This window comes from Phytomonospora endophytica (assembly GCF_014202425.1).
GTDB classification, from domain to species: Bacteria; Actinomycetota; Actinomycetes; order Mycobacteriales; family Micromonosporaceae; genus Phytomonospora; species Phytomonospora endophytica.
Window position 1 is genome coordinate 93,930 of the sequence record NZ_JACHGT010000005.1, and the last position, 18,130, is coordinate 112,059.

Annotated in this window: 17 protein-coding genes and 3 tRNA genes; 6 read left to right on the forward strand and 14 right to left on the reverse strand. The window is 70.1% G+C overall.

The window, feature by feature from the left end:
* Positions 1-44: 44 nt before the first annotated feature.
* Together HNR73_RS12310 and sigJ are read right to left on the reverse strand one after the other, a co-directional pair.
* Positions 45-1,220 carry an NAD(P)/FAD-dependent oxidoreductase gene (locus HNR73_RS12310; protein ID WP_184787534.1) on the reverse strand — a complete coding sequence of 392 codons (1,176 nt, stop codon included), beginning with the start codon at positions 1,218-1,220 and terminating at the stop codon, positions 45-47.
* A gap of 81 nt (positions 1,221-1,301) precedes the next feature.
* Entirely contained in the window at positions 1,302-2,246 is a 945-nt protein-coding gene (gene sigJ, locus HNR73_RS12315; RefSeq protein ID WP_184787535.1) for an RNA polymerase sigma factor SigJ, read from the reverse strand.
* A gap of 196 nt (positions 2,247-2,442) precedes the next feature.
* Here sigJ and HNR73_RS12320 point away from each other — a divergent pair, with 196 nt between their 5' ends.
* A complete protein-coding gene (locus HNR73_RS12320; protein WP_184787536.1) occupies positions 2,443-3,237 on the forward strand; it encodes a fumarylacetoacetate hydrolase family protein in 795 nt (264 codons plus the stop codon).
* Positions 3,230-4,699: a glutamate--tRNA ligase gene (gene gltX, locus HNR73_RS12325; RefSeq protein WP_184787537.1), complete on the forward strand. Its 1,470-nt coding sequence runs from the start codon at positions 3,230-3,232 to the stop codon at positions 4,697-4,699. Before HNR73_RS12320 ends, gltX begins: the two co-directional genes overlap by 8 nt.
* Before the next feature lie 57 nt (positions 4,700-4,756).
* Here gltX and HNR73_RS12330 read toward each other — a convergent pair whose 3' ends face one another.
* Positions 4,757-5,713, reverse strand: coding sequence for a Bug family tripartite tricarboxylate transporter substrate binding protein (locus HNR73_RS12330; RefSeq protein WP_184787538.1), 957 nt, complete (start codon positions 5,711-5,713; stop codon positions 4,757-4,759).
* A 78-nt stretch (positions 5,714-5,791) separates the two neighbouring features.
* On the opposite strand from HNR73_RS12330, the gene HNR73_RS12335 reads away from it, so the two are divergent.
* From HNR73_RS12335 to HNR73_RS12345, 3 genes are all read left to right on the forward strand, one after another.
* Positions 5,792-7,351, forward strand: a complete 1,560-nt coding sequence (locus HNR73_RS12335) for a sensor histidine kinase (RefSeq protein ID WP_184787539.1) — start codon at positions 5,792-5,794, stop codon at positions 7,349-7,351.
* Positions 7,348-8,019, forward strand: coding sequence for a response regulator (locus HNR73_RS12340; RefSeq protein ID WP_184787540.1), 672 nt, complete (start codon positions 7,348-7,350; stop codon positions 8,017-8,019). Before HNR73_RS12335 ends, HNR73_RS12340 begins: the two co-directional genes overlap by 4 nt.
* A 435-nt stretch (positions 8,020-8,454) precedes the next feature.
* On the forward strand, positions 8,455-8,619 hold the full coding sequence (locus HNR73_RS12345) for a hypothetical protein (RefSeq protein ID WP_184787541.1): 165 nt from the start codon (positions 8,455-8,457) through the stop codon (positions 8,617-8,619).
* Between the two features lie 99 nt (positions 8,620-8,718).
* Here the strand turns inward: HNR73_RS12345 and HNR73_RS12350 are convergent, their stop codons facing one another.
* Positions 8,719-9,789 carry an alkene reductase gene (locus tag HNR73_RS12350; protein ID WP_184787542.1) on the reverse strand — a complete coding sequence of 357 codons (1,071 nt, stop codon included), beginning with the start codon at positions 9,787-9,789 and terminating at the stop codon, positions 8,719-8,721.
* Positions 9,790-9,902: 113 nt separating this feature from the next.
* On the opposite strand from HNR73_RS12350, the gene HNR73_RS12355 reads away from it, so the two are divergent.
* Positions 9,903-10,355 (forward strand): MarR family winged helix-turn-helix transcriptional regulator, encoded by a 453-nt coding sequence (locus HNR73_RS12355; protein WP_184787543.1) that lies wholly within the window; start codon positions 9,903-9,905, stop codon positions 10,353-10,355.
* A gap of 60 nt (positions 10,356-10,415) precedes the next feature.
* On the opposite strand, the gene HNR73_RS12360 is transcribed toward HNR73_RS12355, so the two are convergent.
* The 10 genes from HNR73_RS12360 to HNR73_RS12405 form a co-directional block, all read right to left on the reverse strand.
* A complete protein-coding gene (locus tag HNR73_RS12360) occupies positions 10,416-11,972 on the reverse strand; it encodes a tripartite tricarboxylate transporter permease (protein WP_184787544.1) in 1,557 nt (518 codons plus the stop codon).
* Complete coding sequence (locus HNR73_RS12365; RefSeq protein ID WP_184787545.1) at positions 11,969-12,559, reverse strand: tripartite tricarboxylate transporter TctB family protein; 591 nt, start codon at positions 12,557-12,559, stop codon at positions 11,969-11,971. Before HNR73_RS12365 ends, HNR73_RS12360 begins: the two co-directional genes overlap by 4 nt.
* Entirely contained in the window at positions 12,559-13,584 is a 1,026-nt protein-coding gene (locus tag HNR73_RS12370) for a Bug family tripartite tricarboxylate transporter substrate binding protein (protein ID WP_239122263.1), read from the reverse strand. Before HNR73_RS12370 ends, HNR73_RS12365 begins: the two co-directional genes overlap by 1 nt.
* Before the next feature lie 284 nt (positions 13,585-13,868).
* A tRNA-Glu gene (locus HNR73_RS12375) sits at positions 13,869-13,941 on the reverse strand.
* A gap of 86 nt (positions 13,942-14,027) precedes the next feature.
* A complete protein-coding gene (locus HNR73_RS12380; protein ID WP_184787546.1) occupies positions 14,028-14,198 on the reverse strand; it encodes a hypothetical protein in 171 nt (56 codons plus the stop codon).
* Positions 14,199-14,571: 373 nt separating this feature from the next.
* Positions 14,572-14,647, reverse strand: a tRNA-Glu gene (locus HNR73_RS12385).
* A gap of 81 nt (positions 14,648-14,728) precedes the next feature.
* Positions 14,729-15,007, reverse strand: a complete 279-nt coding sequence (locus HNR73_RS12390) for a hypothetical protein (protein ID WP_184787547.1) — start codon at positions 15,005-15,007, stop codon at positions 14,729-14,731.
* Between the two features lie 111 nt (positions 15,008-15,118).
* Entirely contained in the window at positions 15,119-16,921 is a 1,803-nt protein-coding gene (locus tag HNR73_RS12395; RefSeq protein ID WP_184787548.1) for a hypothetical protein, read from the reverse strand.
* A gap of 325 nt (positions 16,922-17,246) precedes the next feature.
* Positions 17,247-17,318 (reverse strand) — tRNA-Gln (locus HNR73_RS12400).
* 81 nt (positions 17,319-17,399) lie between these two features.
* Positions 17,400-18,086, reverse strand: a complete 687-nt coding sequence (locus tag HNR73_RS12405) for an IclR family transcriptional regulator (RefSeq protein ID WP_184787907.1) — start codon at positions 18,084-18,086, stop codon at positions 17,400-17,402.
* Positions 18,087-18,130 lie beyond the last annotated feature (44 nt).

Genomic DNA, 18,130 nt, shown 5'->3' on the forward strand with positions numbered 1-18,130 from the left:
GGGCCGGGGCGGGAGCCGCGGCTCCCGCCCCTTCGCCCCCGACGTCACGCCGTCGCCTCGCGCAGGGCCGTGCCCTCGGCGGTGACCCGGCGGCGGCGGACCGGCATGCCCAGGGTCGGGTTGGCGGCGCCCCAGGCGGCGCTCTTGCAGATGAGCTCCTTGTAGCGGGCGGCGAACCTGCCCTTGAGCAGGCCGGGCTTGGCCTTGTCGTCGGCGGTGACGAACTGGATGACGCCGTCGCGGCGGCCGAGGCTGACGCACTGCTGGGTGTAGCCGAGCGGGGCGGTGTCGATCTTGCCGCCGGTGAGTCGCGCGGCGATCGTGTCGGCGGCCCGCCAGGCCATCGGGACGCCCGACGCGCACGACATCCGCAGCGGCTTGTCGCCGGCGCCGGGGGCGAGGGCGGCGTCGCCGACCGCGTAGACGTCGGGGTGCGAGACCGAGCGCATGGTCCCGTCGACGACGATCCGGCCGGTGTCGGAGACCTCAAGGGCGGTGGCCTTGGCGATCGGGTGGACGGCGAAACCGGTGGTCCAGACCGTCACGTCGGCGGCGATCCGCTCACCGTCGCCGGTGATCACACCACCGGTCTCGACGGCCGTCACGCTCGTGTGCTCGTGGACGGTGATGCCGAGCCGCTCGCAGACCCCGCGCAGGTGCGTTCGGGCCTTGTCGTTGAGCCAGTCGCCGAGTTCGCCGCGCGCGGCCAGCGCCACGTCGAGGTCGGGACGGCTCTCGGCGATCTCGGTGACGCCCTCCAGGCCGGTGAGCCCGCCGCCGACGACCACCACGGTCCCGCCCGCGGGCAGCGCCGCGAGGCGTTCGCGCAGGCGCAGGGCCGAGCCCTTCCCGCCGATGTCGTGGGCGTGCTCGGCGACACCGGGGACGCCGTGGTCGGTCGATGCGCTGCCGAGGGCGTAGACGAGGGTGTCGTAGGCGATCTCGCCGTCGTCGAGGGCGACGGTCTTGGCCTCGACGTCGACGGCGGCCACCTTCGCGACGCGGACCGCGACGCCGGTGCCCTTGTACATCCCGGCGAGCGGGCGGTGCTTGAGCTCCTGCCCGGTGGCGAGCTGGTGCATGCGGACCCGCTCGACGAAGTCGGCGTCGCCGTTGACGATGGTGATCTCGGTGTCGTCGGCGTGCAGGCGCTTGGCGAGGCGTCCGGCGGCGCTCGCTCCGGCGTATCCGGCTCCGAGGACGACGATGCGGTGCTTCATGGTGTGCTCCTGTCTGGCGTGGCTTCGCCTCCTGAACCGGACGGCGGCGCGATTCCTGACAGAAGTGGAGTGTGACCTGAGTCACCAGAGGATGTGGACGGGCTCCTCATGCTCGGTCGCGGCCCACTGCCGCGTGATCCGTGCGAGCTTGTCGGGGTTGACCTGCAGGTGGACGGCGGTGATGCCCTCGTCGGTCAGCTCCAGCGTCGCCACGCCCATGACGTGCTCGCCGACGAGGACGACCACGGCCGGTTCGCCGTTCACGACCTCGGCGTAGGCGGCGGGGCTTCCGCCGGTCATGGCGCGCTTGGCCGCGCTGGGCTTGAACAGTCCGCGCAGGAAGCGCGCGACGGTCAGGCCGCCGATGATCGGGGTCGTGCGCGCCGGGACCTTGCCGCCGCCGTCGCCGATGCTCCGGGCGTCGTCGGTCAGCAGCCGGACGAGGAGTGCGGTCTGCCCGCTGACGGCCGCCGCGAGGAACTCCTCGGCGATCTTGTGCGCGGCGGCCCGGTCGACCTCGGCACGCGCGCGCCGGGTCGCCAGATGCTGCTTGGCGCGCCGGTAGATCTGCTGGCAGTTCGCCTCACTGGTGTCGAGCATCTCGGCGATCTCGGCGTGCGGGTGGCCGAAGGCCTCGCGCAGCACGTAGACGACGCGTTCGTTGGCCGAGAGCCGCTCCATGAGCGTGAGCACGGCGAAGGACACCGACTCGCGCTGCTCGGCGGTGTCGGCCGGGCCGAGCATGCGGTCGCCGGACAGGACCGGCTCGGGCAGCCACTGGCCCACGTAGCTGACCCGCTTGGCGCGCGCCGAGGTGAGCTGGTTGAGGCAGATGTTGGTGAGCACCTTCGTCAGCCACGCCGCGGGGACCTCGACGTGCTCGCGGTCGGCGGACTGCCAGCGCAGGAAGGTGTCCTGCACGACGTCCTCGGCGTCGCCGGCCGAACCGAGCAGCCGGTAGGCGATCGCCTCAAGGCGCGCTCGCTCGCCCTCGAAAAGGTCGACCTCGTGGGTGCTCAACGCCATGCATCGAAGGTTAGCCATGTCGCTGGGGCGGGTGCCGCTCGTTTCGGCGCGGGTCTCCAGGTGTGGCGCAGCCGTCACCTCGCCCACGACTAGGCTCGTTGGCGAAAAGAGGTTGGCCGCGGGCCGCCTCATCCGTGACGGTGGACGCATCGAGCGTCACACGGCCCGACGGCCCGGGCCGCAGAAGGGGAGCATCTTGCGTATCGCGCGTGTCGCCCATCCCAGGGGCATGTCGTTCGGCGTCATCGAAGGCGAAATGGGCGCCGACGGCGGGGAAGGCGGCCTCACTGTCGCCGAGATCGAGGGTCACCCCTTCGGCGACATCACCTTCACCGGCCAGCGCTGGGCCCTCGCCGACGTGCGGCTGATGTCGCCGATCCTGCCCAGCAAGGTCGTGTGCGTCGGCCGTAACTACGCCGCCCACGCCGCCGAGCACGGCGCCGAGGTCCCGGCCGAGCCGCTGCTGTTCCTCAAGCCGTCGACGTCGATCATCGGTCCCGACGACGCCATCCGCATCCCGCCGGTGTCCCGTCAGGTCGAGCACGAGGCCGAGCTGGCCATCGTGATCGGCGCCTCCGGCGCGCGCCGGATCAAGCGCAGCGCCGCCGCGCGCGCCATCTTCGGCTACACGATCGCCAACGACGTCACCGCCCGCGACCTGCAGGCCAAGGACGGCCAGTGGACGCGTGCGAAGGGCTTCGACTCCTTCTGCCCGCTCGGGCCGTGGATCGACACGGCCGTCGACGTCGCCGACGTCGAGGTCCGCTGCGAGGTCAACGGCGAGGTGCGCCAGCTCGGCCGCACCAAGGACATGGTCTTCGACCCGGCGACGCTCGTGTCGTACGTGTCGCACGTGATGACGCTGCTCCCCGGCGACATCATCCTCACCGGAACCCCCGAAGGCGTCGAGCCGATGGTGGCCGGTGACAAGGTATCCGTGTCGATCGAGGGGATCGGCACGCTCACGAACCAGGTGATCGATCTTGACTGAAGTCCGCACCCGTTTCTGCCCGTCCCCGACGGGCGTCCCACACATCGGGCTGGCGCGTACCTGCATGTACAACTGGGCCTACGCGCGCCACCACGGCGGGACCTTCGTGTTCCGCATCGAGGACACCGACGCCGCCCGCGACAGCCAGGAGTCCTACGACCAGCTCCTCGACGCGCTGGCGTGGCTGGGCTTCGACTGGGACGAGGGCCCCGAGGTCGGCGGCCCGCACGCGCCCTACCGGCAGAGCGAGCGCCGCCAGATCCACCTCGACGTGGCCAAGCGGCTCCTCGACGGCGGCTACGCCTACGAGGCGTTCTCGACGCCCGCCGAGGTCGAGGCCCGGCACAAGGCCGCCGGCCGCGACCCGAAGCTCGGCTACGACAACTTCGACCGCGACCTCACCGAGGAGCAGAAGGCCGCCTATCGCGCCGAGGGCCGCACGTCGGTCCTGCGCGTGCGGATGCCCGCCGAGGACATCACCTTCACCGACCTCGTCCGCGGCGAGGTCACCTACCGTGCCGGGATGGTCCCCGACTTCGCGATCACCCGCGCCGACGGGACGCCGCTGTACACGCTGACCAACCCGGTCGACGACGCGATGATGCGCATCACGCACGTCATCCGCGGTGAGGACCTGCTCTCCTCGACGCCGCGCCAGATCGCGCTGTACCGCGCGCTCATCGAGCTGGGCGTCGCCGAGGCCGTCCCGGCCTACGCGCACGCGCCCCTCGTCGTCGACGAGACGCGCAAGAAGATGTCGAAGCGCGACCCGCGCTCCGACCTGCTCGCCTACCGCACCAAGGGTTACCTGCCCGAGGGGATCCTGAACTACATCGCCCTGCTCGGCTGGTCGATCGGCCCCGACCGGGACGTGTTCAGCCCCGAGGAGCTCGTCGCGGCCTTCGACATCGCCGACGTCAACAGCAACCCGTCGCGCTTCGACGAGAAGAAGATGGACGCGATCAACGGATCCCACATCCGGATGCTCGCGCCCGAGGACCTCGCCGGTCGCATCCTGCCGTTCCTGCAGGACATGGGCCTGCTCGGCGCCGAGCCGACCGAGGAGCAGCTGCACGTGCTGTCGGTGGCGACGCCGCTGGTGCAGGAGCGCACGGGCACGCTGGTGCAGGGCGCTGAGATGATGCGGTTCCTGTTCGCCGGCGAGAACTTCGCCATCGACGCCGACAGCGCCGCGAAGAACTTCAAGGACGACGCGCCGGCCATCCTCGACGCGTCCATCACGGCCCTCGAAGCGCTCCCGAAGTGGACCACCGAGGCGATCGAGACCGCCCTCAAGGCGACCCTCATCGACGACATGGGCATCAAGCCGCGCAAGGCCTTCGGCCCGCTGCGCGTCGCGGCGACGGGCAAGGCCGTGTCGCCGCCGCTGTACGAGTCGATGGAGCTGCTGGGGCGCGAGGTGTCGCTCGACCGTCTGCGGGCGGCGCGGGCGACGCTCTAGCCGCGTCGGGAAGTGCGGCCCGCCCGGGTGACCGGGCGGGCCTTTTCCGTTGTGCGCCTAACCCAGCCCCAGGCCCGTTAGCGTCTCCGACAGCCGCGTCGACTCCTCGGCGATGAAGCTCCCGAACTCGTCGCCCTCCAGGTACGCATCCGCCCAGCCGTACCGGTCCAGCGCCGCCCGCCACTGGTCGGAGTCGTGCAGGCGGGAAACCGTCGACGTCAGCTCTTCGACCTGCTCGGCCGTCAGGCCGGGCGGCGCGACGATGCCGCGCCAGTTGGTGAACACCACGTCGATCCCCGACTCGCGCAGCGTCGGCGCCTCGATGCCCGGGGCGCGCTGTTCGCCGGTCACCGCCAGGACGCGCAGCTGCCCCGAGCGCACCTGGTCGGGGTACTCGCTGACGCCCGAGACGCCGAAGGCGACCTGGCCGCTCAGGATGGCCGCGAGGAGGTCCCCGCCGCCGTCGTAGCGCTGGTAGTCCACATCGGACGGTTCGATGCCGAGTTCGTCGGCGACCAGCATGGGCGCGAGGTGGTCGGGGCCGCCGAGCGACGACCCTCCGCCGACGGCGACCGCGGCCGGGTCGGCGCGCCAGGCCGCGATCAGTTCGGCGAGGTCGCGGTAGGGGGAGTCGGCGCGGACGACGATGATCCCCGGCTCGGCGATCAGCCGCGCGATGGGCGTGGTGTCGGCCAGGGAGACCGGCGCGCCGGAGGTCTGTTCGCTGCCGACGACGCCGAGGCCCATGAGCATCAGCAGATCGGCGTTGCCCTCCTCGTACATGAGCCTGCGCAGCCCGACCGTGCCACCGCCCCCGGGCAGGTTGAACACCTCGACATCACGCTCGATACCGGCGTCCCCCAGTGCCCGCGCCGCCGTCCGGGCCGTCACGTCGTAACCGCTCCCGGGCGGGTTGGGCACCATCACCCGCAGCTCGGAAGGCTCGGTCTCGCCCGCCGAGCAGCCGCTCAGGACCAGCGCGGCGGCGAGGACCACGGACAGCCTTCGCCGCATCGCGCACCTCCGCGTAGTCTCCAAACCCATCGCCTGTGCGCCAGGTCACCAGGGTCCCACCGGAGGAGGAAGACTACCGTGCGCCGCAGCCTCACCCTCGCCGGTCAGCTGCTCGTCCTCCAGCTCGGCATCGTCCTGCTCGTGGTCAGCGCCGTCGCCGCGGTGTCCCTCGCCGAATCCGACGCCGACTTCCGCACCCAGGAAGGCGCCCGGCTGCGCTCGGTCGGCGAGAACCTCGCCGTCAACAGCACCGTCCGGCTCAGCCTCGGCACCGACAGCGAATCCGAGGCGCTCGCCGCCGCGGCCGAAAGCGCCCGCGCGGTATCCGGCGCCGCCTACGTCGTCGTCACCGACGCCGCCGGGAAACTCCTCACCGGACCCGACGCCGGCCGCCCCGCCGCCCTCGGTGCCAGCGACGCCCTCGCCGGCCGCTCCTGGATCGGCGTCATCGACGACGGCTCGGCCTTCCTCGTCGCCCACGTCCCCGTCCTCGACGACGACCACGGCGACCTGCTCGGCCTCGTCCTCGTCGGCCACACCTACCCCACGCTCCCCGAACGCTTCGTCTCGGCCGGTTCCGACCTGCTCACCTACCTCGCGATCGGCGCCGCCGTCGGCGTCGCCGGGTCGCTGCTGCTCGCCCGCCGTGTCAAACGCCAGACCCTCGGCCTCGAACCCGTCGAGATCACCGGACTCGTCGAACACCGCGAGGCCATGCTGCACGGCATCCGCGAAGGCGTCGTCGGCACCGACACCGCCGACCGCGTCACCCTCATCAACGACGAGGCCGCCCGCCTCCTCGGCCTTCCCGGCGGGCAGACCGGCCGCAGCCTCCACCAGCAGCCCATGGACCCCCACCTCCGCGACGTCCTCACCGGCAAGGTCACCGGCGCCGACCGCGTCGTCCTGTCCGGTGACCGCGTCGTCGTCCTCAACCGCGAACCCGTCGTCGTCCGCGGCCGCCGCGTCGGCTCCGTCACGACCCTCCGCGACCGCACCGAACTCACCGCCCTGCGGCGGGAACTCGACCGCAGCCGCCACACCACCGACACCCTCCGCGCCCAGGCGCACGAGTTCGCCAACCGGCTCCACACCATCGCCGGGCTCGTCGAACTCGGCGAGCACGACGAGGTCGTCGGCTACATCACCCGCGTCAGTCAGGTCGCCGAGGAACTCAACCGCGACGTCACCCGCCTCGTCCGCGACCCTTCCCTGGCCGCGCTGTTCATCGCCAAGGCCAGCGTCGCCGCCGAACAGGGCGCCGAACTGGCCCTTTCACCCGGCAGCGACCTCCCGTCCCTCGACGACCATCTCGCCACCGACGTCGGCACCGTCCTGGGGAACCTCGTCGACAACGCCCTCGCCGCCATCGGCCCCGGCGGACGCGTCGAGGTCGACGTCCGCACCGACGCCGACGGAGCCGTCCTGGCCACGGTCACCGACACCGGCCCCGGCGTCCCGCCCGAACTCGCCGAGGAGGTGTTCCGCCAGGGCTACACCACCAAACCCGCGACCGACGGGCACCACGGTCTCGGCCTCGCCCTGACCCGATTGATCTGCACCCAGCGTGGAGGAGACGTGAGCGTGTCCGGATCGGTGTTCACCGCCCGGATTCCGGCGACGGGAGACCAGTCGTGATCCGCGTCCTGATCGTCGACGACGACTTCATGGTCGCCAAGGTCCACCGCGGTTTCGTGTCCCGCGTGCCCGGCTTCGAGGTCGTCGGCCTCGCCCACACCGGGGCCGGTGCGCTCGCCGAGATCGAGCGGCTCGCGCCGGATCTGGTCCTGCTCGACATCTACCTGCCCGACTTCACCGGACTGGAGGTGCTGCGCCGCCTGCGCGACGGGAAGGTCGGCGTCGACGTGCTGATCGTGACCGCCGCCCGGGACGTGGAGACGGTGCGGGAGGCGATGCGCGGCGGGGTCGTGCACTACCTGATCAAGCCCTTCACCTTCGACAGCATGCGCGAGCGCCTTGAGCGTTACGCGATCGCGCATCAGGGCCTGGCCGCCGACGGCGACATCGGGCAGGACGACGTCGACCGGCTCTTCGTGGCGATGCGCCCGGCCCGTGTCGAGCTGCCCAAGGGCCTCAACGCCGACACCGCCGACCTGGTCGGGGCCGCGCTCAAGAAGGCCGCGGACGAGCTCTCCGCGGCCGAATGCGCGGGCCTGGCGGGCCTCTCCAGGGTCGCGACGCGCCGGTATCTGGAGCACTTCGTCGCCGAGGGGAAGGCGGCCGTGCGGCTGCGTTACGGCTCGGCGGGCAGGCCGGAGCGCCGGTACCGATGGGCGGCGCGGTAGCGCGCCTGGCGGTCCTCAGATGCGTTCGAGAGTCCTTTTAGGGACGGGCACCGCCCCGCGGTCGTCGCCGCCTCGCTGGGGGCCGGTCAGCCGCTCCTGTCGGCCTGGACCGGCACGGTGAGCCGGCAGGGCGCGACCTGTCGCGGCTCCACCGACCGTGGTGACAACTGGTGGTTCCTCGACGGCTGGTTCGTCTGGTGACTGACCGGCGCGATGGTCGTGGGTGCCCCGGCCGGCCTGAAGGCCGCCGGATGGTCGCGTGGGCGCGCTCCCTAGGCGACCCGCCGGACCCGGCCCCGACGTCGCCGTGATCGTGCCGGCCGCCGTCGCGGCCCCGGTGGCCCTCTGGCGTGCGCTGGTCCACCCCTTCGGCTTGCCGGTGGACGCGTGCGTGGGGCTGCCGACGGTGTCCGAACGTCTCCCGGGGGGATCGTCGTGCCGCGAGGCGCCCGCGACGTCGAGTGGCTCTACGAGCCGCTCTTCTTCGCGGGCCACCTCGTCGTCATGCCCGCGCTGGTCCACCGGCGCGCGTGGCGCCGCACCGGATCTCTCGTGCGTGCCGTGCCGAGCGTGCTCGCCGAGAGCACGCGCTTCGGCTGAGCGCGGGCGCTCATGAGCCGTGGACGGTCTTGTGCGGCTTGACCGGCCCGCCGCCGGAGACGGTGGCGACCTCTTCGGATGTGAAGGCCATGGTCTTCCTCAGGTGAGCGTCGGGTAGTCGGTGTACCCGTGCTGGTCGCCGCCGAACATCGTGCCCCGGTCCGGAGCGTTGAACGGGCCGCCGGCGGCCAGTCGTGCGGGCAGGTCCGGGTTGGCCAGGAACAGCGCGCCGTAGGAGACCAGGTCGGCGGTCCCGTCCTCGATCAGCGACAGCGCGTCGGGGCCGGTCGGCTCCGGGAGCGTGTTCGGGTTGAGGATCAGCGGGCCGGTGAACCGCGCGCGCAGGCTGGCGGTGAGGTCGCGCATGCCCGCGCTCTCCATGATGTGCAGGTAGGCGAGGTCGAGACCGGCGATGTCGGCGACGAGGGCCTTGTAGGTCTGCTCGACGTCGTCCTCGGCGATGTCGTGCAGTGTGTTCCCGGGTGAGATCCGCAGGCCGACCTTGTCGCCGCCGACGGCCCCGGCGACCGCCGCGGTGACCTCGGCGGCGAAGCGGATCCGTCCTTCGACCGTGCCGCCCCAGCCGTCGGTGCGCCGGTTGGCGTTCGAGGACAGGAACTGCTGGATGAGGTAGCCGTTGGCGCCGTGCAGTTCGACGCCGTCGAAGCCGGCCTCGACGGCGTTGCGGGCGGCGCGGGCGAAGTCGTCGACGGTCTCGGCGATCTCGGCCTCGGTCAGCGCCCGCGGTGTCGGGTAGGGCTTGGGGCCTTCGTGGGTGTAGACCTGTCCGGCGGCGGGGATCGCGGACGGGGCGACCGGGATGAGCTCGCCGGGCAGGAGGGCGGCGTCGCCGATGCGGCCGGTGTGCAGGAGCTGGGCGAAGATCGCGCCTCCGGCGGCGTGCACGCGGTCGGTCGTCGCGCGCCAGGCCTCGACCTGTTCGGCGGTGTGCAGGCCCGGAGTGTCGGGGTAGCCCTGTCCGACGACCGACGGCTGCGCGCCCTCGGTGATGATCAGCCCGGCTCCGGCGCGCTGCTCGTAGTAGGTCGCCATCAGCTCGGTGGCCGTGGCGCCGGGCCCGTGCGCGCGGCTGCGGGTCATCGGGGCCATGGCGATCCGGTTGGCCAGTTCCAGTGCGCCGATGCGGACGGGGTCGAAGGCGGTGGTCATGTGCGCTCCCGCGTTAGTTGATCGAGCCAATGGTTGAGTCGCTCACGTAATCGACGATAGACCGAAATGCGTGAGTGGGTCAACTATTGACTCTCTGTAGTAACGTGGGATACATGACCGAACAGGAGGACCGCCTCGCCGAGGCCGGCCGGCTCGCCCGGCTGCTCATCGAGATCGGCGAGCAGGCCAAGGCCGACTTCGCGCGGATCGTGGCACGTTTCGGCCTGCCGGTGCACCTCGCCCGGGCGATCGTGCTGCTCACCGAACCCGCGCCGATGCGCGACCTCGCCGAACGGCTCGCCTGCGACCGCTCCTACATCACCGCGCTCGCCGACCGGCTCGACGAGCGCGGCCTGGTCGAGCGCGTGCCGGGCACCGACCGCCGGGTGAAACTGCTGGCGCTGACCGAGGCGGGGGTCGCCGTGCGCGACGAGATCTCACGGGCGATCGCCGAGGAGAACATGATCATGCGCCGCCTCACCGACGGGGAGCGCGCGGTCCTCGGGCCGCTCCTGGAGACGCTCCACGATCCCGACGCGCCCAGGCCCGGGCCCGAGACCTGCTGACCGCAAAGGGCGCCGCCCCGGGACAAAACCCGAAGCGGCGCCCGATCGCCGGCGGTGGGCTCAGTCGTCCTCACCGAACGCGAGCCGTTTCGCGCTGCGCCCGCGCGCCTTGGCGATGATGCGCGGCAGGTACGGCAGCACGATCGCCACGGCGGCCAGCGCGAGCAGCGCGACCGTCAGCGGCCGGGTGTAGAACACCGAGAGATCGCCGTTGGAGACCGTCAGCGCCCGCCGGAACTGGAGCTCCATCATCGGCCCGAGGATGACGCCGAGGATGACCGGCGCGATCGGGAACTCGTAGCGGCGCATGAAGAACCCGAGGACGCCGACGCCGTAGGCGATCAGGACCTGGTCGACGCTGCCGGAGACGGCGTAGACGCCGAGGGTCGCGAAGACCAGGATCCCGGCGTAGAGCGAGGGCCGGGGGATCTTCAGGACCTTGATCCAGATGCGGATCAGCGGCAGGTTCAGCACCAGCAGCATGAGGTTGCCGATGTAGAGCGAGGCGATCAGCGCCCACACCAGCGTCGAGGACTTCTCGAACAGCTGCGGGCCGGGCTGGATGTCGAAGCCCTGGAAGGACGCGAGCATCACCGCGGCGGTCGCCGAGGTCGGGATGCCGAGGGTCAGCAGCGGGATGAGCACGCCGGAGAAGGCGGCGTTGTTGGCCGCCTCGGGACCGGCGACGCCCTCGATGGCGCCCTTGCCGAACTGGGCCTTGTCGCTCTTGATCTTCTGTGAGCGCTGTGACAGGTTCTTCTCGAAGGTGTAGGACAGGAAGGTCGGGATGTCGGCGCCGCCCGCGGGCAGCGCGCCGAAGGGGAAACCGACGGCGGTACCGCGCAGCCACGGCCGCCACGACCGCGACCAGTCCTCGCGCGACATCCACCCCTTGCCGCTCGGCCCGAGCGGCGCCACCGTCTCCGGCAGGCGGCCGAGGCGGGCGGCGACGTGCAGGGTCTCGCCGACGGCGAAGAGACCGACGATGACGATGACGATGTCGATGCCCTCGAACAGCTGCATCGAGTCCCACGTGAAGCGGGCCTGCCCGGTGAGCTGGTCGAGGCCGATGAGGCCGATGAACAGCCCGAGCGACAGCGACATCAGTCCCCGCACCAGTGAACGCCCGACCAGCGCGGTCACCGACACCATGGCCAGCACGGCGAGCGCGAAGTAGTCGGAGGCCCGGAAGGTGACCGCGAGGGAGGCCACGGGTTCGGCGAAGAGCGTCAGGCCGATGGTGGAGATGGTTCCGGCGACGAAGGAACCGATCGCCGCCGTCGCCAGGGCCGCCTTCGCGCGTCCCCGGCGGGCCATCTGATGGCCTTCGATCGCCGAGGCCACCGATGCCGACTCGCCGGGTGTGTTGAGCAGGATCGAGGTGGTCGAGCCGCCGTACATGGCGCCGTAGTAGATCCCGGCGAACATGATGAACGCGCCCGTCGGGCTGTCCAGGCTGAACGTGATCGGTAGCAGCAGCGCGATGGTGAGCGCCGGGCCGATGCCGGGCAGGACGCCGACGAAGGTGCCGACGGTGACGCCGATGGCCGCGTAGAGGAGGTTCTCCGGCGACAGGACGGTGGCGAAGCCGCCGAGGAGGTCGGACAGGAAGCTCACAGCGGGAGCACCCCCTCGGGCAGGACGATGTCGAGCAGGCGGGTGAAGGCCAGGTACACGCCGAGCGCGAGGACGACGGCGACGATGATGTCGCGGATCCACTTGCGGCTGCCCAGGACGCGGCTGGTGGCCAGGTAGAACACGGCCGTCGACAGCACGAACCCGGCGTGCTCCAGGAGGAGCACGTAGGCGACGAGCAGGACCGCGACCAGGGCGGGTGTGCGCCAGTCGATGGGGTCGTGAACGGTGTCGGTGGCGGCGTGCGCGTCGTCGTCCTCGTCGGACGGTTCGGGCACCGGGTAGTCGGCTGTGGGGTCGATCAGCTGCCGCACGAGGTAGATCGCGGCGAACAGGACCCACATGCCCGTCACGATGAGCGGGGCGATGCGGGGACTGATGATGGTCAGTTCGTCGTCGCCGACGGCCTTCCAGGCCTCCCAGAGGAGGTAGAGGCCGGTCAGGAGCAGGACGGCGCCGACGACGCGTGGGCCGATCGGCGCGCGGCGGCGGGATTCCACCGCCGGGCCGGGGCCGGGCCCGTCCGTGTTGGACGGGCCCGGCTCCGGTTCGGGTGTCGTCTCCGGCATCAGCCCGCCAGGCCGATGTCGGTGAGGACGGCGGTGATGCGCTCGGTCTCGGAGGTGAAGAAGGCGGCGGCCTCGTCACCGCTCTTGTAGAAGTCGTCCCAGCCCTGCTCGGCCAGGGTCTGCTGCCACTGCGTGGAGGCGTGCAGCTTGTCGACGAGGGCGATGACGGCGGAGCGCTCGTCGTCGTCGATCCCGGGGGGAGCGACGATGCCGCGCCAGTTCATCAGCTCGACGTCGTAACCGGCCTCCTTGATGGTCGGGGAGGGCTTGCCCTCGCCGGCGTCGACGCCGGTCGGGCCGGACACCGCGAGCACGCGGACCTCGCCTGCGGCGACCAGGTCGGCGTACTCGCTGACGCCGGACACGGCGGCGGTCAGGTCGCCGGAGAGGAGCGCGGCCTTCGATTCGCCGCCGCCGGAGTAGGGCAGGTACTTCATGGCGCGCGGGTCGGCGCCGGCGGCCTTGGCGAGCAGGCCGACGAGGATCTGGTCGGTGCCGCCGGCCGAGCCGCCGCCCCAGTTGATCGCGTCGGGGGTCGCCTTCGCGGCCTCCATGAGCTGCTGGAGGTTCTCGTAGGGGGAGTCGGCGGGGACGACGACGACCTCCTGCTCGGCGGTCAGGGTCGCGATGGGGGTGACCTGCGTGAGGTTCACGGGGGACTTGTTGGTGACGACGCCGCCGATCATGACCAGGCCCATGACCATGAGCTGGTGGGGGTCGCCCTCGTTCTTGGTGACGAGCTGGGCGAGCCCGAGTGTCCCGGCCGCGCCTTCGACGTTGTAGACCTCGACGGCCGACGTGACCAGGCCGGAGTCGGTGAGCCCCTGCTGGATGGAGCGGGCGGTGAGATCCCAGCCGCCGCCGGCGGCCGCCGGGGCCATGACCTGCAGCGTGTCGCTGGGGTAGTCGGCATCCCCGCCGTCGCCCGCCTTCTCGCAGGCGGAGGCGGTGACGGCGAGCAGCGACGCGCAGGCCAGGGCCAGCCCGCGGGTGAGCACTCGCCGCCTGCCAAAGGTGTGTGACACGACTTCTCCCTCGATCGTTTCCCGGCCGTTGCGGCGGGGTTACCGGGACATGTTCGCGCCGTGCGGTGACGGTGGTCACGGTTGTGGTCGTGGAGTTAGTTGTGGTCGTTGTGGTCGCGGATCTTCGCGGATCTTCGGCGGGTACGAGAGAGGCCCACCTGATGCGTCAGGTGGGCCTCTCCGTTACCCCGTCCGTCTCAACCTCGGGCGGGGTGGGTGAAGGTGGCGCCGGACTTAATGTGAGTCGTCGCCGAACCCTTCACATGATGCAGTTTTCGGTCTTGTACCCCCGAGCGGATTCGAACCGCCGTTACCGCCTTGAGAGGGCGGCGTCCTAGGCCACTAGACGACGGGGGCTTGCGTAGCAACCTGCGCAAGCTTACAGGGACGTCCGGGCGGGGATGCAAGGGGATATCGGGTGAGGGGCGACGCGGATGGTGGGGCTAGTCGCCGGGGGTCTCGGGGGTCCGTGGCGTCTTTTCGAGGCCGACGACGGCGAGCCGGAAGGCAGTGGCTCCGATCAGGGTGTTGAGCCTGGTGCCGAGGTGCGTGCCCGGTCGGCGGGTGCGGGTCGGCACGCCGGTGGAGCGGTCTCGCGTCTTCTTGAATCCCACGGTCTGAGTCCTCTGCGTGTCAGGGGATGCTGCGGTGGTGGGGGTGCCCGTTTTCGGGGCTCCTCACGTCCGGTGGAACGTGAAACCTTCTGTGAGCTGGCTCACAGGGTACGAAAGGTATCACGCGATCGAGTGGTGGGCAAGGTCATGTGGGGGCCTATGCGACGACGTCGCTACGCGTGGTCGAGATCGGCCCCGGCGGACGCGACGTCCACGTGACCGAGAGTAAGAGTCCGGGGGCGCGACGGCATCGCATGATCGTGCACAGTGGACGGCTGTTCAGTGTTCGGGCGCTTCCGCGCGTCCGATTCGACGGGGCCGCGCGGGCGGACGCCAACGAGAAAAGCCCGGACCTGAGTCCGGGCTTTCTTGCTGGTACCCCCGAGCGGATTCGAACCGCCGTTACCGCCTTGAGAGGGCGGCGTCCTAGGCCACTAGACGACGGGGGCTTGTGGAACAACCTGCGCAAGTCTACAGGTGGCCTCACGCGCTTCTCGGCGGGGTTGGATGCGCGGTGCGGGCTTGGCGGGCTAGCTCTGCGCGGAGGACGGGCGGGGCTGTCCGGCGCAGCTTCCCGCGGTCTTGAGTCCGTCGACGGCGGTCGCCAGCGTCTCGCCCGTGAACTTCATGACGAGATCGACACCCCGTCGTGCGCTGGGCGGGGTGTCCTTCGCGAGGACCTCCACGGGCCAGTCCTGCATGTCGACCAGGGCCGTTCGTTCGGTGCCCCAGAGGTCCGCGTCGACGTCGTTGTTGATGATCACTGATGGAATCCTCTGCGCGTCTTCGGAGGTGGCGGGGGAGGTCATGATCGGTTCCTCACGTTCTCGATGAACGCTGCACCGCGCGATAGATCCTGTGATGCATGTCACAGTCTGTATCGAAGGTACCACGATGGGCAGGTTGGGGACAAGTGTGAGTTAGTCGGTATGGGGGGACCCGCGGCGGGTTCGCAGATGCCGGTACTCCCGCGAATGGCCCTGCCACGAGCGGATCGCGACGATGGCGTTGACGATCGCCGCCAAGGCGAGCAGGCTCCAGGGGAGGTGCTGAATGCCGAGGAAGTTGGCATTCCCGGGATTGCGCCAGGCGAGGTAGGTGATCGCCGAATTGTTCATCATGAAGACACCGCTGGCGGCAATGGACGTGAACACGGTCACGAGCATTGTCGTGAACGTGGTCTTCGTTCGTCCGATGAGGTTCTGAGTCCGTTGTTCGACACCCAGCCAGGTGGCCGCGAGTGCCGGAAAGACGAGGAGGATCGCGGGTGCATCCGAGTCCAATGTGAACGGCACCTTAGTGAGCATGCCCCGCGACATCACGAACCCGACCAGCCAGATGAGTACGGCCGCCGCGCTGGAGGTAATGGCCGCACGGAACGATTCACCCGGGGGAGATTCGCGGAACAGTAGATGGATGTTCGGTGGATTGTCTCCGTAGCCGACGGGGCTGCTCGGCATCGGCGCGAAGCGGGTGTAGAAGTGCGCGAATCGTTGGCCTTTGCGAGAGCCGAATCGGTAATAGGGCGGAGGAGGTGAATCGATGAGGCGACCAGCTGACATCGCCGCCTTGTTCTCCTGCTCGATCTGTGCCCAGTGTGCGCCGAAGTAGTCGGTGAGTCCCGGTGAACCCTGCTTGATGAGGTAGACGCCCTCCGGTCCTTCGACGATGAGGTGATAGCTCGCGGCGGTTCCCGACAGCAGCGGCCGCAATCTGAACAGGTGGGTGCCCGAGGCCTCCTTCGTCGGCTTGCGGGTGGTCAACCGCTCGTAGGCGACAACCATGCGGCCGTCGCGAGGGCATGGCACCGAGGTCACGACGACGTAGTGCTCGGCGAGAAGTTTGACCAGCATCACCGCCGACTCGATCGCGTCTCGATCGACGATCGGCGGATTCTGCCCCGGCGGGATGCTCAGCAGCGCACGGAGGGACTCCCCGGGGGCCTCCTTCGGGGGCGGAGTGTCGGCTTGGTGGAGGATCGTCTGCAGGGCCAGGCGCTCTGCTCGCAACGCCCACCAGTGAGTGGCCGGACTCAACTGCCCTCCGCCGTAGGCGACGACCATCAAGAGTCGAAGGGTGCGGGCAACGAGTTGCAGGTACTCACGGTGGGCCAGGGCGGGGAGGTCGCTGTGGTCGGCGGCAAGGACGCGCAGGTCGTCGAGCATCGCCCCCTTGGCGGGGACGAGGACCGGAAAGAGCACCCGGTCGACCCGCTCGGGTTCCTTTTCCGGCGAGTCGCCTTTTCCTGCGGTGACGAGCATGATCTCGGGAATGTGCACGTCTATCGTCACGGACTGTTTCAGCGTCGTCGGACTGAGGGCATAGCGCTCGGTCAGCCGTTGGCGCAGTCGGTTCGGGTATAGCAGTCCGTAGAGAAAGATCCTGCATTGAACCGCGTCGAATGTATGCTCGTCGTCCGAGCCCGCAGCGCTGCGCTGAAGTATCTCAGGCTGCTCGTCGGGAAGGTCGATGATACGCGTCTTGCGATGTGAGGCTTCGAGTGGGCGGACATATCGCTGCCGGATGTCCCAGATGACCAATGCCGCTGCGCCGGCGAACAGCAAGGGTCGAAGATGCCACGTTAAAGAAGCGGGCCAGGGATATCCGATGAGGGTGACGATCCCGAGAAGGCAGGCGAATGGGAATCGAAGCATGACACCGAGCGCCTGTCCGAGACTCATGGCGACGGTTCCGGTCTCCGAATAGGTTCGTTCAGTATCCATACAACCGACTGTAATGATCAACTCTGCAAATCGACATCGAATGATCGTTCACTGAATGCCGCACGGTCGGATGGGTATTGCCCTGGCGTTTTGCCCGAATGGGCCGCACGGGTTTCCCTTGTTGGTCTGGGATCGGCACGGTTTCGTTCAGTGCAATGAGAAGCGGTCTCCGGCGCCTCGGGCCTCAGAGTGTCGACCGCGACGTCGCCCCTGTCGCGGAGCGGGGGTCACGCGAACGGCGGCCGGACGGTCGCCTCGGATGAACCCGCCACGGCCCCGAGACCAAAACAAAATCCCCCGGCCGTGGGCCGGAGGATCGTCAACGCTGGGGTACCAGGACTCGAACCTAGAACAACTGAACCAGAATCAGCCGTGTTGCCAATTACACCATACCCCATCGCGCGTCGTCGGAGTCCGTTCGACGCACCGGACAAGACTGTACCGGAGTACCTCCGGTGCGTCCAAAGCGGTATTCCCCCTACAGTCCGGACAGGCGCTGACCTGCACGAATGACCGCCATCGCGTGCCGTTCGCCGGGGCGGCGACCGAAACGCTCTATCGGTCCCGACACCGAGATCGCGGCGATGACGCGGCCCGTGCGGTCGCGCACCGGCGCCGACACCGAGGCGACTCCGGCCTCGCGTTCGGCGACGCTCTGCGCCCATCCGCGGCGGCGGACCTCGGCGAGGGTGCGGCCGGTGAACTTGCAGCGCGGCAGCAGCGGCAGGACGGCCTCGGCCGGCTCCCAGGCGAGGAGGATCTGCGCGGCGGAACCGGCCGACATGGGCAACACCGACCCGATCGGCACCGTGTCGCGCAGTCCGCTCGACCGTTCCGAGGCGGCGACGCAGACGCGCTCGTCGGCGCGGCGGCGGTAGAGCTGGGCGCTCTCCCCGGTCTGGTCGCGCAGCACGGTCAGCACCGGCTCGGCCGCGGTGAGCAGCACGTCGGGTGTGGCGTTCGACAACTCGCCGAGCCGGGGGCCGGGGTGCCAGCGCCCGCGTGGGTCGCGCACGAGCATCCGGTGCGCCTCAAGCGCCTGCGCGAGCCGGTGCGCCGTGGCGCGCGGCAACCCGGTGTGCTCGACGAGGTCGGCGAGGCTCGCACCGTCCACGCACGCGGTCAGGATGAGAACGGCCTTGTCGAGGACCCCGACGCCGCTGATATTGTTTCCCACGACCCGAAACATACATCCCAAATCCCGGGATG

What these genes read in the sequence shown, in the direction of transcription:
- HNR73_RS12310 (WP_184787534.1), bottom strand. Translation starts at nt 1,220, where the DNA reads ATGAAGCACCGCATCGTCGTCCTCGGAGCCGGATACGCCGGAGCGAGC.
- sigJ (WP_184787535.1), bottom strand. Translation starts at nt 2,246, where the DNA reads ATGGCGTTGAGCACCCACGAGGTCGACCTTTTCGAGGGCGAGCGAGCG.
- HNR73_RS12330 (WP_184787538.1), bottom strand. Translation starts at nt 5,713, where the DNA reads ATGCGGCGAAGGCTGTCCGTGGTCCTCGCCGCCGCGCTGGTCCTGAGC.
- HNR73_RS12350 (WP_184787542.1), bottom strand. Translation starts at nt 9,789, where the DNA reads ATGACCACCGCCTTCGACCCCGTCCGCATCGGCGCACTGGAACTGGCC.
- HNR73_RS12355 (WP_184787543.1), top strand. Translation starts at nt 9,903, where the DNA reads ATGACCGAACAGGAGGACCGCCTCGCCGAGGCCGGCCGGCTCGCCCGG.
- HNR73_RS12365 (WP_184787545.1), bottom strand. Translation starts at nt 12,559, where the DNA reads ATGCCGGAGACGACACCCGAACCGGAGCCGGGCCCGTCCAACACGGAC.
- HNR73_RS12390 (WP_184787547.1), bottom strand. Translation starts at nt 15,007, where the DNA reads ATGACCTCCCCCGCCACCTCCGAAGACGCGCAGAGGATTCCATCAGTG.
- HNR73_RS12395 (WP_184787548.1), bottom strand. Translation starts at nt 16,921, where the DNA reads ATGGATACTGAACGAACCTATTCGGAGACCGGAACCGTCGCCATGAGT.